This is a genomic window from Streptococcus sp. 45 (genome assembly GCF_900108865.1).
Taxonomy (GTDB): domain Bacteria; phylum Bacillota; class Bacilli; order Lactobacillales; family Streptococcaceae; genus Streptococcus; species Streptococcus ruminicola.
Genome location: NZ_FNXZ01000002.1, coordinates 308,805 through 322,027 on the forward strand (window position 1 = coordinate 308,805; position 13,223 = coordinate 322,027).

Annotated in this window: 14 protein-coding genes; 13 read left to right on the plus strand and 1 reads right to left on the minus strand. The window is 37.1% G+C overall.

Annotated elements, in window-relative coordinates:
- Positions 1–8 precede the first annotated feature (8 nt).
- From BMX18_RS05265 to BMX18_RS05280, 4 genes are read left to right on the plus strand one after another with little or no spacing between them, the layout of a single operon-like run.
- On the plus strand, positions 9–821 hold the full coding sequence (locus BMX18_RS05265; protein ID WP_074482086.1) for a purine-nucleoside phosphorylase: 813 nt from the start codon (positions 9–11) through the stop codon (positions 819–821).
- Positions 822–850: 29 nt separating this feature from the next.
- Positions 851–2,143: a chloride channel protein gene (locus BMX18_RS05270; protein ID WP_093815459.1), complete on the plus strand. Its 1,293-nt coding sequence runs from the start codon at positions 851–853 to the stop codon at positions 2,141–2,143.
- Complete coding sequence (gene deoD / locus BMX18_RS05275; protein WP_014334572.1) at positions 2,100–2,807, plus strand: purine-nucleoside phosphorylase; 708 nt, start codon at positions 2,100–2,102, stop codon at positions 2,805–2,807. The genes BMX18_RS05270 and deoD overlap by 44 nt, the downstream gene beginning before the upstream one ends.
- Positions 2,807–3,577, plus strand: coding sequence for a LytR family transcriptional regulator (locus BMX18_RS05280; RefSeq protein WP_093815461.1), 771 nt, complete (start codon positions 2,807–2,809; stop codon positions 3,575–3,577). The genes deoD and BMX18_RS05280 overlap by 1 nt, the downstream gene beginning before the upstream one ends.
- Positions 3,578–3,613: 36 nt before the next feature.
- On the opposite strand, the gene BMX18_RS05285 is transcribed toward BMX18_RS05280, so the two are convergent.
- The gene (locus BMX18_RS05285) at positions 3,614–4,522 is read right to left on the minus strand and encodes a LysR family transcriptional regulator (RefSeq protein WP_039697075.1); all 909 of its coding nucleotides are present in this window, start codon (positions 4,520–4,522) and stop codon (positions 3,614–3,616) included.
- A 450-nt stretch (positions 4,523–4,972) separates the two neighbouring features.
- On the opposite strand from BMX18_RS05285, the gene BMX18_RS05290 reads away from it, so the two are divergent.
- Genes BMX18_RS05290 through BMX18_RS05330 form a run of 9 tightly spaced genes read left to right on the plus strand, consistent with a single transcriptional unit; the run spans position 4,973 to position 13,209 of the window.
- On the plus strand, positions 4,973–6,487 hold the full coding sequence (locus tag BMX18_RS05290; protein WP_093815463.1) for an LCP family glycopolymer transferase CpsA: 1,515 nt from the start codon (positions 4,973–4,975) through the stop codon (positions 6,485–6,487).
- A gap of 5 nt (positions 6,488–6,492) precedes the next feature.
- Positions 6,493–7,224 (plus strand): capsular polysaccharide biosynthesis protein Cps4B, encoded by a 732-nt coding sequence (gene cps4B, locus BMX18_RS05295; protein WP_093815465.1) that lies wholly within the window; start codon positions 6,493–6,495, stop codon positions 7,222–7,224.
- Between the two features lie 8 nt (positions 7,225–7,232).
- Complete coding sequence (locus BMX18_RS05300; protein WP_093815467.1) at positions 7,233–7,922, plus strand: Wzz/FepE/Etk N-terminal domain-containing protein; 690 nt, start codon at positions 7,233–7,235, stop codon at positions 7,920–7,922.
- A 20-nt stretch (positions 7,923–7,942) separates the two neighbouring features.
- Positions 7,943–8,695 (plus strand): tyrosine-protein kinase, encoded by a 753-nt coding sequence (locus BMX18_RS05305; RefSeq protein WP_093815469.1) that lies wholly within the window; start codon positions 7,943–7,945, stop codon positions 8,693–8,695.
- A 34-nt stretch (positions 8,696–8,729) separates the two neighbouring features.
- The gene (locus tag BMX18_RS05310; protein ID WP_093815471.1) at positions 8,730–10,106 is read left to right on the plus strand and encodes a sugar transferase; all 1,377 of its coding nucleotides are present in this window, start codon (positions 8,730–8,732) and stop codon (positions 10,104–10,106) included.
- 38 nt (positions 10,107–10,144) lie between these two features.
- Positions 10,145–10,594 (plus strand): PssD/Cps14F family polysaccharide biosynthesis glycosyltransferase, encoded by a 450-nt coding sequence (gene pssD / locus BMX18_RS05315; RefSeq protein ID WP_093815473.1) that lies wholly within the window; start codon positions 10,145–10,147, stop codon positions 10,592–10,594.
- Positions 10,594–11,085, plus strand: a complete 492-nt coding sequence (locus tag BMX18_RS05320) for a glycosyltransferase (RefSeq protein WP_093815475.1) — start codon at positions 10,594–10,596, stop codon at positions 11,083–11,085. The genes pssD and BMX18_RS05320 overlap by 1 nt, the downstream gene beginning before the upstream one ends.
- Complete coding sequence (locus BMX18_RS05325; protein WP_093815477.1) at positions 11,085–12,236, plus strand: polysaccharide pyruvyl transferase family protein; 1,152 nt, start codon at positions 11,085–11,087, stop codon at positions 12,234–12,236. The genes BMX18_RS05320 and BMX18_RS05325 overlap by 1 nt, the downstream gene beginning before the upstream one ends.
- Complete coding sequence (locus tag BMX18_RS05330) at positions 12,220–13,209, plus strand: glycosyltransferase family 2 protein (protein ID WP_093815479.1); 990 nt, start codon at positions 12,220–12,222, stop codon at positions 13,207–13,209. Before BMX18_RS05325 ends, BMX18_RS05330 begins: the two co-directional genes overlap by 17 nt.
- The last annotated feature ends 14 nt before the right edge of the window (positions 13,210–13,223 follow it).

A 13,223-nucleotide genomic window follows, 5' to 3' on the forward strand; every position in this document is an offset into this window, starting at 1 on the left:
GGTAATACATGTCTACAATTATTGAAAAAATTGAAGAAGCACGTCAGTTTTTAGTCTCACAAGCTTGTGATGCTCCAGAATTCGGACTTATCCTAGGTTCAGGTCTTGGTGAACTTGCCGAAGAAATCGAAAATGCAGTTGTCATCCCTTACGAAAAAATCCCAAACTGGGGTAAATCAACAGTAGCAGGTCACGCAGGTCAATTGGTTTATGGTGATCTTGGTGGTCACAAAGTCCTTGCTCTTCAAGGGCGTTTCCACTTCTACGAAGGTAACCCAATGGAATTGGTAACTTTCCCAGTGCGCGTGATGAAAGCCCTTGGTTGTAAAGGTCTTATCGTAACAAACGCAGCTGGTGGTATCGGCTTTGGTCCTGGTACTTTGATGGCTATCTCAGACCACATCAACATGACAGGTCAAAACCCACTGATCGGTGCTAACCTTGATGACTTCGGACCACGCTTCCCAGATATGTCAGATGCTTATACAGCAGACTACCGTGCCATTGCTCACAAAGTTGCTGAAAAAATCGGTATCAAACTTGACGAAGGGGTTTACCTTGGTGTGTCAGGTCCTTGTTATGAAACACCTGCAGAAATTCGCGCCTTCCAAACACTTGGTGCAGACGCAGTTGGTATGTCAACAGTTCCAGAAGTTATCGTTGCCGCTCACTCTGGTTTGAAAGTTTTGGGAATTTCTGCAATCACAAACCACGCCGCTGGTTTCCAAAGCTCACTTAACCACGAAGAAGTCGTAGCAGTGACTCAACAAATCAAAGAAGACTTCAAGACACTCGTTAAAGCTGTTTTAGCAGAACTATAATCAGATACATTAGTATTTATTACTAAAAAATGATGACAACATCAGATAAAAATCACGACTGGTCCTATAACTGGCGCTTTTTGTCAGTATTAGTGCTGACAGCAGTCGTCGCAGGTCTTGGCGGCATTCTACTTCATGAATTTTTAGAAGTGGTTGAGAAAGTCGTCTTAGGCCACGGTGAAGAGGCAAAAGCGCTAGCTGTTTCCCAAAGACAGTTTATCTTAATTGTACTAGCAGGCTGCGTCTCAGCTACCATTTGGTATGTCTTGCAGCGCAAGAATCGTCAGATTATCTCTGTCAAAGCTCAGGTGAAAGCTGATACTATAGAGGCGGAACGCCCAGCACTCTTGATTCATTTGGCTAATATCTTTTTACAAGTGGCATCAGTTGGTGCAGGCTCACCCATCGGAAAAGAAGGGGCGCCACGAGAGTTAGGAGCTCTTGGCGCTGGTCGCTTGTCTGACCACTTCAAGCTTAGCTTGCCAGATCGACGTCTCGCCATTATCTGTGGGGCGTCAGCTGGTTTGGCAGCTGTTTATCAGGTGCCAATTGCTAGTATTTTCTTTGCTTTTGAGACGCTTGGCTTAGGGTTATCTTTTTTAAATGTCCTTTGGGTATCGCTGACGACTTATTTAGCGAGTTTGGTAGCAGGGCTTGTCATCTCAGATGCACCCCTGTACCATGCTGGACAAGTCTCACTTAACCTAGGGACATGCCTCTTAGCTATCTTTCTTGCTGCCCTCATCACCCCGCTTGCTCACATTTTCCGCCGCTTGACGCAAAAAGTACAAGCAGGTAAAGAGACGCATCAAGCTATTTTGTGGAAGTTACCCTTAACTTTCCTACTTTTAGCTAGTTTTGCTCTTTATTTTCCAGAGATTTTGGGAAATGGCGGAGCTTTGGCACAAGCTGTCTTTGATGGCATGGGAGTCTGGTATGCTTTTGCCATTTTACTCATCAAAGCTTGCTTGGTTTTGTTGACGCTAAAAAATGGTGCTTACGGTGGTACCTTGACGCCTTCATTTTCAATGGGAGCTGTCCTTGGTTTCTTGGGTGCTTGTCTTTGTCAGCTTGCCTTTTCAGGACTTTCTATGACTTCGGCTATGTTAATCGGCTCAAGCGTCTTTCTCGCTATTACCATGAATGCACCGCTGACAGCGGTTGGCTTAGTTATCTCATTTACGGGACAGAAGCTTCAAGCCTTGCCAGTCTTATTGCTCGCAGTAGCGCTAGCTATTGTCATCAAAAAACTTATTGAATATATTGAAAGGAAAATTTATGTCAATCCATATCGAAGCCAAACAAGGCGAAATCGCAGATAAAATCTTACTTCCAGGAGACCCACTCCGTGCAAAATTCATCGCAGAAAACTTCCTTGAAGATGCTGTTTGCTTTAACAACGTTCGCGGAATGCTTGGTTTCACTGGTACTTACAAAGGTGAACGCGTCAGCGTTATGGGAACAGGTATGGGGATGCCTTCAATCTCAATCTATGCGACTGAACTTATCCAATCATACGGTGTTAAAAAATTAATCCGTGTCGGAACAGCAGGTTCACTTAATAAAGACGTTCACGTGCGTGAACTTGTCCTTGCGCAAGCAGCCGCAACAACATCAAGCATGATTAAAAACGAATGGCCACAATACGATTTCCCACAAATCGCAGACTTCACATTGCTTGATAAAGCTTACCACATCGCTAAAGATCTTGGCATGACAACACACGTTGGTAGCGTCTTGTCAGTTGATGCTTTTTACTCTGATTTCGCAGAAAACAACATCAAACTTGGTCAACTTGGCGTGAAAGCCGTTGAGATGGAAGCAGCTGCACTTTACTATCTCGCTGCCAAACACGGTGTTCAAGCACTTGGTATCATGACAATCTCTGATAGCTTGGTTGCTGACGAAGACACAACAGCTCAAGAACGTCAAACAACTTTCACAGACATGATGAAAGTTGGTCTTGAGACTCTTATTGCTGATTAATGCAAGAAATATACGAGACGATAGACATCCTTTTGGATGTCTATGCTTATAATCACGCTTGGAAAATAGCAGAGCAGCATGCAGATTTTCCATCGACAAGCCGCTATCTTTTAGAAATGCTAAAAGAGCGTCGTGAATTAAACGTTGATTTCCTTTTTGCTCATCAATCTGAAAACAAGGCTATTTGGCGTCATTATGATTTTGATTTGATTACGAATCATAGGCAAGAAGAACAATTGGCCAACTATATCATGGACCTAGAAGCGAAAATTAGAAATGGTAATATCATTGATTTTGTCCGCTCAGTTAGCCCAATTCTTTACCGCCTTTTTTATCGCTTAGCAAAGCGTGAGATTCCTAATCTAGACGAGTTTATCCATGATGCTAAAAATGATCAGTATGATACTTGGCTTTTTACAGAAATGAAGCAGAGCGACTATCCTATTTTTCATAAGTATTTGGTGATTCGCCGTGATGCAAAGGTGACGTCTCGTAGTTTAGCAGAGCTCTTGCAATACAGTCAGTTGCCAGATCGTATTAAAAACTTAATCACAGAGCTTCGTCAATTTGAGAAATCTGTCCGAAACCCTCTTGCTCATCTGATTAAACCATTTGATGAAGAAGAACTTCATCGCACAACGAATTTCTCATCGCAAGCCTTTCTAGATAAAATCATTGATTTAGCCCTTTATGCAGGCGTTAAATATGACACAGAGGCCTTCTATTTTGACAAAATCAATGAGATAATAAAGCATGAATTAAGACAATGAAGCATAAAAAGTTCTTGGACAAAGTCCAAGAACTTTTTATTTATCAAATTGTACTTCTTCAAGTAAGTAATCGATAAAGCGTTCTCCCATTTTTGAGAGATTAGCTTTTTCGTGGCGAATGTAGACAATATCAATCATATCTTCAACGTCAAGTGGAATTGAGACGATGTCATCGCCGTTGAGGTTGCTATTTAAGATACCTGTAGCGATAGTGTAACCGTCAAGACCAATCAAGAGATTAAAAAGGGTCGCACGGTCACTGACAACGATTGATTTTTTGTGTGGAATTTGTGACAAGATTTCTTCAGAGAAGTAAAAAGAGTTATGAATCCCTTGGTCATAGCTAAGGTATGGAAATTCTTCCAAATCTTCCATAGTCACAAGTGACTTTTCAGCTAGCGGATTGTTTTTACTGACAAAAATGTGCGGACGAGTTTTGAAAAGACTGGTATAAGTCAAATGATTGTCATCAAACATCTTTGTCAAGACATCACGGTTGTAGCTGTTTAGGAAAAGCACCCCGATTTCAGAACGAAAATTTTTGACGTCATCAATGATTTCATACGTTCGGGTTTCACGAAGGAAAAGCTCGTAACGTGTCATATCTGTCTTTTTCAGAAGGGAAACAAAAGCATTGACCACAAAAGCATAGTGCTGCGCTGAGACGCTAAAAAGCTCACGGTTGGTATTTTTACTCTTATAACGTTCCTCTAAAAGCGCCGTCTGCTCAAGGATTTGACGCGCATAAGAAAGAAACTCGACCCCGTCTTTAGTTAGAGTGATTCCCTTAGGATTACGAATGAAAATCTCAATCCCCATCTCGCGTTCCAAATCACGAACGGCATTTGATAGACTGGGTTGCGTGATGAAGAGTTGCTTTGCAGCCTCGTTCATACTGCCTGTTTCCACGATTTTAACGATGTAATGTAATTGTTGTATTCTCATAGCCTTAGTTTAGCTCAAAATCGTAAATCCCGCAAGTAGTGGAAATGTAGTAGATGTGAAAGCGATAAAAAAACGAACTTTTCGATTAAAAGTTTAGACAAAAATAGAATGATTTTTTCTAATGATTGCGCTTGCTGTTTTAATAGTGGGAATAATGTTTTGTTTGGAAATATTCTCTAAAAATGGACAAAATTTTAAAAATGTACAAAAAACAACATCTAAAACCGAACGATTACATAAAGATGACTTCTTTTCAAAAACGTAACCAAAACGTAACAAACCCATAAAAATGGTATTTTTAAAGGAAGTAAAACGTTGTCAAAACTAATATTTATAAAAAGTATACGAATTATCGTGTAAAGTTTCAGATTTTTTTGAAATTGCAACAACTCTTATAAAGTGCTAAAATAAGAACGTTAACAATTAATTAGGAAGCGGAGATTTATTAAAATGCCGACTTACTCACATCATCATGGTAATCACCATGGTCACCATCACAGTAGTCATCACAAGCACCGTAAGAGCTCACGGCGACGCTCTCGGTTTGCTGATTTAAAGATTGTGAATGCGGCGCTTTTAGTCTTGTATGCTGTGCTTGCTGGTCTGGCCACTTATATGATGTATGCTCATCATATCTTGGCCTTTAGACATCTTAACGTTGTTTATACTATTATATTAGTAGCTATTTTTGTTTTGTGTCTAACATTGAGCATTCTTAAAAAAAGCAGAGTTCTAACAACAGTGCTTTTGGTTGTCTTTTCAATCATTGCTGCAGTTTCCCTCTTTGCTTTTAAGTCTTTGGTTGATGTGGCACATAATATGAATGAAACGGCATCTTACTCAGAGATTGAGATGAGCGTAGTTGTTCCAAGTAATAGCTCAGTTAATGATGTATCTGACCTCACAAGTGTTCAAGCACCGACAGATGCTGACGGTAGCAATATCAATGAACTGTTGTCTCACATTAAGTCAGAAAAGGGAGTAGACTTAGCGACAGAAAAAGTTGATTCTTATCAAGCTGCTTATGAGAACTTAGTTAATGGATCAAGCAAGGCTATGGTCTTTAACAGTGCTTATTCAAGCTTGCTTGAAATGTCTTATGAGAACTACCAATCAAATCTTAAGGCCATCTATTCTTATAAGATTAAGACAAGTATCAAAGATGAAGCCAAAGCACATGATTCAAATGTCTTTAACATTTATATTAGTGGTATTGATACCTACGGTTCAATCTCAACGGTCTCACGTTCAGACGTCAACTTAATCTTAACAGTTAATATGAATACTCATAAGATTTTGATGACGGAAACGCCTCGAGATGCTTATGTTAAGATTCCAGATGGCGGTGCTGATCAATACGATAAATTAACCCACGCTGGTATTTATGGTGTTGAAACCTCAGAGAAGACTCTTGAAAATCTCTATGGTATCACCATTGACTACTATGCTCGCCTAAACTTTGATTCTTTCTTGAAGTTGATTGATGCACTAGGTGGTGTGACTGTTTATAATAGCCAGGCATTTACAAGTCTCCATGGTAACTATGAATTTCCAGTTGGAAATGTGACTCTTGATTCTGATAAAGCTCTTGGTTTTGTTCGTGAACGTTATAGCCTTGAACATGGTGACTATGACCGCGGTAATAACCAGATGAAAGTTATTCAAGCTATTCTTGATAAGATAACTTCATTAAAATCAGTTTCAAACTACTCAACAGTTATTTCTAATGTTCAAGATTCTATTCAGACAAATATGAAATTGGATACCATGATGAAGTTAGTCAATACTCAATTGGACTCAGGTAAGAAATTTACTGTAACGTCACAGGAAGTCACTGGTACGGGTTCAACTGGTCAGTTAACGTCATATGCGATGCCATCATCAAGTCTTTATATGATTCAGCTAGATGATGCTAGTGTTGCTAAAGCTTCGCAAGCCATTAAAGATGTTATGGAAGGTAAATAAGTTAGATGATAGATATTCACTCGCACATCGTCTTTGATGTCGATGATGGTCCTTCTACTATAGAAGAAAGTTTAGCCCTTATCGGTGAAAGCTATCGCCAAGGGGTGCGGACCATTGTCTCAACTTCACATCGTAGACGTGATTTATTTAAGACCTCAGAAGAGAAAATCTTTGCTAACTTTAAGCAAGTTAAAGAAGCAGCAGAAGCTAAGTATGACGATTTAACCATTTTATATGGTGGTGAACTCTACTATAATAATGCTCTACTTGATAAGTTAGAACATCATAAAGTCCCTCGAATGGCAGATACTCAGTTTGCTTTGATTGAGTTTAGCATGACAACACCATGGAAAGAGATTCATGAGGCGGTCAATAAAGTCCTCATGCTTGGTGTGACACCAATCATTGCTCACATCGAACGTTACAATGCCCTTGAAAATCGAGAAGACCGTGTGCGAGAGTTGATTAACATGGGCTGCTACACACAGATTAATAGTGCCCATGTCTTAAAGCCAAGACTTTTTGGTGATAAGTACCGTGTCTTTAAAAAACGAGCACGTTATTTCTTAGAGAAAAATCTAGTTCATATCATTTCAAGTGATATGCATAACTTAGGACCTCGTCCACCTTATATGGATCAAGCACGTGAGATTATTACTAAAGACTTTGGTGGAAAACGTGCTGATGCCCTTTTTGAAGGAAATGCGAAAACCTTATTAGAAAATAAAGATTTATAGGAGTTTATATGAATACAAATGACAACGCAAGTATTGAAATTGACGTTTTGTACTTGTTAAGAAAGTTATGGAGTAAAAAATTCTTCATCGTTTTTGTTGGCCTTTTGGTTGGGACAATTGCTTTACTAGGTAGTGTTTTCTTCATTAAACCAAAATACACATCTACTACTCGTATTTACGTGGTTAGCAGAAGTAGTGATGCAACCTTAACTAACCAAGACCTCCAAGCAGGTTCTTACTTGGTTAACGATTACAAAGAAGTCATCACATCAAGTGAAGTTTTAGCATCAGTTATTGATCAAGAAAAATTATCAATGTCAGCTGGTCAACTGTCTGGTGAAATCGCAGTTAATATTCCAACAGACACACGTGTGATTTCTATCTCAGTCACTGATACAGATGCTCAAAGAGCATGTGATATTGCAAATACTGTTCGAGAAGTTGCCGCTGAAAAGATTAAAGCTGTTACAAAAGTTGATGACGTAACAACACTTGAATCTGCAACAAAACCAAGTCACCCATCATCACCAAATGTTAAGAAAAATGCAGCTATCGGAGCTCTTGCTGGAGTATTCTTAGCCGTTGTTGGTATCTTAGTAGCAGAAGTGCTTGATGATCGTGTGCGTCGTCCAGAAGATATCGAAGAAGTTCTTGGTATGACCCTTCTTGGTGTGGTACCAGACGTCGATAAATTATAAGGAAAGGAATTGTATAACTCATGCCACAATTAGAATTAGTTAGAGCCAAAGCTCAAATGGTTAAGTCATTGGAAGAATATTACAATTCTATCCGCACTAATATTCAATTTAGCGGTCGTAACCTTAAAGTGATTACTTTAACGTCTGCTCAACCAGGTGAAGGTAAATCAACTACAGCGACTAACCTAGCTGTTTCTTTTGCAAAAGCAGGTTTTCGTACGCTTTTGATTGACGCTGATACACGTAACTCTGTTATGTCAGGAACTTTCAAATCACAAGAACGCTATGAAGGTTTGACAAGTTACCTATCAGGTAATGCTGAGTTATCTGATGTTATTTGCGATACAACGGTTGATAATCTTATGGTCATCCCAGCAGGGAAGATTCCACCTAATCCCACATCACTGATTCAAAATGATAACTACGACAAGATGATTGAGACTGTCCGTGATCTTTATGATTATGTCATTATCGATACACCGCCACTTGGTCGTGTGGTCGATGCCGCCATCATCGCTCATAGTTCAGATGCTAGCCTTTTGGTCACAAAACCTGGTGTCGATAAACGTCGTACCCTTACAAAACTGAAAGATCAACTTGAACAAAGTGGTTCAGTATTCCTAGGCGTTATCCTTAATCGCTTTGACTTTAAAGCTGATAAGTATGGATATGGTTATGGCTACGGTTATGGCTATGGATATGGTTACGGAAAATACGGTAAAGATGAAAAAGAAAAGTCAGATAAATCTAGCCGTAAAAAAGCAAAAAAATAAGCTATATATGTAAAGTTTGAAAGGGATAGGGAGAATGTATAGCGAAGATTCGAAAAAGAAAGTTTATTATCTTCTATCTGACATTGTAGCGCTATTAGTAGCTTATAAGATTTTGGCAAGTTTTTATCCCTATCACTTTTTTGGGAGTAATTTCTTTGGCATCATTTTTGCAGCTCTTCTAGCCCTTATCAGTGTCTTAAATGATGAGTATTCAAATGTTTTAAATAGAGGTTATTTTCAAGAGCTTAAAGCATCAATTGTCTATGGTACTAGAACGGTTGTTCTGCTCTCATTAGTTCTGATTTTAGGAAAATTTAGATTTATCCATGATATTTCAAGTATGTCTTATTACTTCTTGGTGTATCTTTTCCTTGTTGTGACGGCTTTAGTATTTTTTGGACGAGTTTTTTTCAAGAGATGTCTTAAGCCTAAGAAATCAGATTCTAAGAAAATTATTTTGGTGACAGATTTTAGTGACGAAGACAAACTTGAAGAAGTGCTTAAGAGCAGCAATTACCAGGTACTTGCTTATGTTAGTCACAATAAGCGTAGCGATTTGGAGTACCCAGTTATCTGGGAACTCGATGAGATTCGTGACTTTGTGGCTAACCATCAGGTTGATGAGATTTATGTTAATAAAGATTATCGTTCTGACTTCAGAGAAGTTGCTAGGTACATCCGTCTACTCGGCATTCCAACAACGGTCAAGATTGGCAATTACTCAGATTACTATGTTGCTGACAGCGTGATTAAGAAGTTAGATGACATTACTTTTGTGACGACGGCAACTAATATCGTTAAATGTCGTCAGCTTGTTTTGAAACGTATGATTGATATTCTTGGTGCGATTGTGGGAATCATCATAACAGGTATTGTAGCTGTTATCATTGCTCCAATTGTTAAGAAACAGTCACCAGGACCGTTGATTTTCAAGCAAAAACGTGTCGGTAAAAATGGTAAAATCTTTAATATTTACAAGTTCAGAAGCATGTATACAGATGCAGAAGAACGTAAAAAAGAACTGTTAGCGCAAAACGATTTGGATACTAATTTGATGTTTAAAATGGAAGATGACCCTCGAATCTTTCCGTTTGGACACAAGCTTCGCGATTGGTCCCTTGATGAGCTACCACAGTTTATCAATGTGCTAAAAGGTGAAATGTCTGTTGTTGGGACTCGCCCACCAACGCTTGATGAGTATCGCCATTATGAATTACATCATTTCAAACGAATGACAACAAAACCTGGTATCACAGGACTTTGGCAAGTCAGTGGTCGTAGTGATATCACCGACTTTGAAGAAGTTGTTGCTCTTGATATGAAGTACATTCAAAACTGGAGTATCAGCGATGATATCAAAATCATTGCAAAAACAGTAAAAGTAGTATTGAAAAGAGAGGGAAGCAGATAAAATCTGCAACTCTCTTTTTATTTAGTTTAGGAGAAAAAATGAAAATTTGTTTAGTAGGGTCATCTGGAGGGCATTTAGCACATCTAAACATGCTAAAACCATTTTGGAAGGATGAAGAACGTTTTTGGGTAACCTTTGATAAAGAGGATGCAAGAAGCATCTTAAAAGACGAAAAAATGTATTCTTGTCACTTTCCTACAAATCGAAACTTAAAAAATTTAATTAAAAATACTTTTCTAGCTATTAAAGTATTAAAAAAAGAAAAGCCTGATGTGATTATTTCATCTGGAGCTGCTGTTGCTGTGCCATTCTTTTACATTGGTAAACTATTTGGGGCTAAGACAGTTTATATTGAAGTTTTTGATAGAATCGATAAACCAACTGTCACAGGTAAATTAGTATATCCTGTAACCGATAAATTTATCGTGCAGTGGGAAGAAATGAAAAAAGTTTATCCAAAGGCTATTAATTTAGGGAGTATATTTTAATGATTTTTGTTACTGTTGGTACACACGAACAGCCTTTTAATAGATTAATAAAGGAAGTTGATCGTTTGGTTGAAACAGGTGTTATAAAAGACGACGTTTTTATTCAAACAGGCTACTCTACCTATGAACCCCAGTTTTGTAAATGGTCAAGTTTGATTAGCTTTGATAAGATGAATGAGCTGATGGAGACATCAGATATCATTATTACGCATGGTGGGCCAGCTACTTTTATGAGCGCTATTGCAAATGGTAAAAAGCCGATTGTTGTGCCAAGACAAGAGAAATATGACGAGCATGTCAACGACCATCAAGTGGATTTTGCACAACAAGTAAAAGAGAGATACAATAGTATCGAAGTTGTTACAGAAATTTCAGAATTAGGAAATTATTTAAATCAAGATTTGAAAATTGATGGGAATGAATCATCAAATAACAAATTGTTTAATGATAAACTTCGTGAGGAAGTAAGAAAATTATTTAAGGAGAGTTGATGAAAAAGGTTGGAATTATGTCAATGCAGCGTATTGCTAATTATGGTTCTTTTTTACAGGCATACGCATTAAAGCAACTTATCGAAGAAGAAGGTCACGAAGTTCAATTTGTAGATTATCATGTTGAGTCCCCAATAATAAGTTCGGGAGATGAACATAAAAATAAAATAGTTCGAAAAATAAATAAAGGTTTAGAGACGTTCAAGCAAAAAGTTCCTTTAAGTCATAAAATTTCTTTTATTAAACATAAGCAGAACTTTTCTAAGAAATACATGCCTTTTTTAGGTATTAGTGACGAAATGAATTATAATCCAAAGCTAGACTGTTTAGTTATTGGAAGTGATGAAGTTTTTAATTGTATTCAAAAAAATACTAATGTTGGTTATTCTCTAGAGTTATTTGGAAAGAATAATAATGCTGAAAAATTAATTACATATGCAGCTTCTTTTGGTAATACTACTTTAGAAAAATTATCAAACTATAAAAAAATTGATGAAATTGCTTCTTATTTGAAACGATTTGATGCAATTTCGGTACGTGACAATAATTCTGGAAAAATTGTTAAAGAATTAACGAAAGCTGAGCCATTATATAATCTTGATCCAGTTTTGACATATGATTATATGAATGAGTGTGATAAGATTCCTTACATCAATATAGAAGAAAAATATTTAATTCTTTACGCATATTCTGGACGAATTTCAGATGCAGAAGCTGATTGGATTTCTTCATATGCTAAGCAGAAGGGACTAAAAGTATACGCAATTGGAGGAGTTCAAAGGGGAGCTGATAAGTTCATTGATTGCTCGCCATTTGAAGTTCTTGCATACTTTAAAAACGCTGAAGAAATTATTACTGACACATTTCACGGTACTATTTTCTCAATAATAACTCATCGGCCATTTGTTACTCTAGTTCGCAAGAGTGTGGGGACTAGCTATGGTAACGAAGAAAAATTGATGGATTTATTGAACCGAGTTGGATTAAGCGAGAGAGCAACATATGATGTACAGCAATCTAATCAGATTATGAACAAAGTAATCGATTATGGTAAAGTAGATTTGTTTTTGAACGAGCAGAGAAAAAAAGCAAAAGAATATTTGAAAAATAGTATTGGAAAAATTGGAGTTTTAGATGAGAAAAAACGATAAACCACTTATTTCGATTATTGTGCCTGTTTATAATACAGGATTATATTTACAAAAATGTATAGAATCATTGATAAGTCAAAGCTATGAAAATATTGAAATTATTTTAGTGAATGATGGTAGTACCGATAATAGTAAACAGATTTGCGATAGTTATAAAGACAAGGATAATCGTATAAAGGTTGTTCATAAAAAAAATGAAGGTGTAAGCTTGGCAAGGAATACGGGAATTCAACATTCTTCAGGTCAGTATTTGTGTTTTGTTGATGGTGATGATTTTGTAATGCAAGATTATGTTGAATATCTATACGAATTAATAGGTGATGAAAGTGAGATATCGCTGACTACTGATATGTTTGGAAATTTTAATAAAAATCAAGTGCCAAAAGAAGTAAAAGAACTTTGGACACCTGAAAAGGCTGTAGAATCTATTCTTTGTTACAGAGTTCCAATTGGATGTTACTGTAAAATGTTTAAGCGAGAATTTATTTTAAAAAATAACTTGCTATTTAGTAGCGATATTTTTATTGGAGAAGGTTTTAACTTTAATGTTGATTGTTTTCAAAGAGCGAATAGCGTTGTAAGGGGCAATAGAAAAGTATATTATTATCGACGCGACAATGAGTTAAGTGCTACGACTAAATTTTCAGAAGAAAAATGGGTTAATGGTATTTATGCATTAGACTATATGAATGAGCGCTTTGTTATTAATACTGAAAAAATAAAAAATGCATGGGAATATGCAAAATGGCGAACATATTCGGATGCATATGATGCAATGGTTTTGTCAGGTGAAATCAACTATAAAAGTGAATTGTATATGGAGTGTAGTGCAAATATTAAATCAGGATTTTGGAAATCATTAAAAGTTCCTGTTTCTCTTCAAGATAAGATTCGTGCATTTGTATTGATGGTATGCCCAAAGATGATTCCGGCTGCAATGAAAATTAGGAAAAAGATTTATATAAAAAAATAAGTGTTCAAAAAAAT

Bases quoted from the DNA above. Each gene is read 5' to 3' on its own strand.
- BMX18_RS05265 (WP_074482086.1), top strand. From the start codon at position 9: ATGTCTACAATTATTGAAAAAATTGAAGAAGCACGTCAGTTTTTAGTC.
- BMX18_RS05270 (WP_093815459.1), top strand. From the start codon at position 851: ATGATGACAACATCAGATAAAAATCACGACTGGTCCTATAACTGGCGC.
- deoD (WP_014334572.1), top strand. From the start codon at position 2,100: ATGTCAATCCATATCGAAGCCAAACAAGGCGAAATCGCAGATAAAATC.
- BMX18_RS05280 (WP_093815461.1), top strand. From the start codon at position 2,807: ATGCAAGAAATATACGAGACGATAGACATCCTTTTGGATGTCTATGCT.
- BMX18_RS05285 (WP_039697075.1), bottom strand. From the start codon at position 4,522: ATGAGAATACAACAATTACATTACATCGTTAAAATCGTGGAAACAGGC.
- BMX18_RS05290 (WP_093815463.1), top strand. From the start codon at position 4,973: ATGCCGACTTACTCACATCATCATGGTAATCACCATGGTCACCATCAC.
- cps4B (WP_093815465.1), top strand. From the start codon at position 6,493: ATGATAGATATTCACTCGCACATCGTCTTTGATGTCGATGATGGTCCT.
- BMX18_RS05300 (WP_093815467.1), top strand. From the start codon at position 7,233: ATGAATACAAATGACAACGCAAGTATTGAAATTGACGTTTTGTACTTG.
- BMX18_RS05305 (WP_093815469.1), top strand. From the start codon at position 7,943: ATGCCACAATTAGAATTAGTTAGAGCCAAAGCTCAAATGGTTAAGTCA.
- BMX18_RS05310 (WP_093815471.1), top strand. From the start codon at position 8,730: ATGTATAGCGAAGATTCGAAAAAGAAAGTTTATTATCTTCTATCTGAC.
- pssD (WP_093815473.1), top strand. From the start codon at position 10,145: ATGAAAATTTGTTTAGTAGGGTCATCTGGAGGGCATTTAGCACATCTA.
- BMX18_RS05320 (WP_093815475.1), top strand. From the start codon at position 10,594: ATGATTTTTGTTACTGTTGGTACACACGAACAGCCTTTTAATAGATTA.
- BMX18_RS05325 (WP_093815477.1), top strand. From the start codon at position 11,085: ATGAAAAAGGTTGGAATTATGTCAATGCAGCGTATTGCTAATTATGGT.
- BMX18_RS05330 (WP_093815479.1), top strand. From the start codon at position 12,220: ATGAGAAAAAACGATAAACCACTTATTTCGATTATTGTGCCTGTTTAT.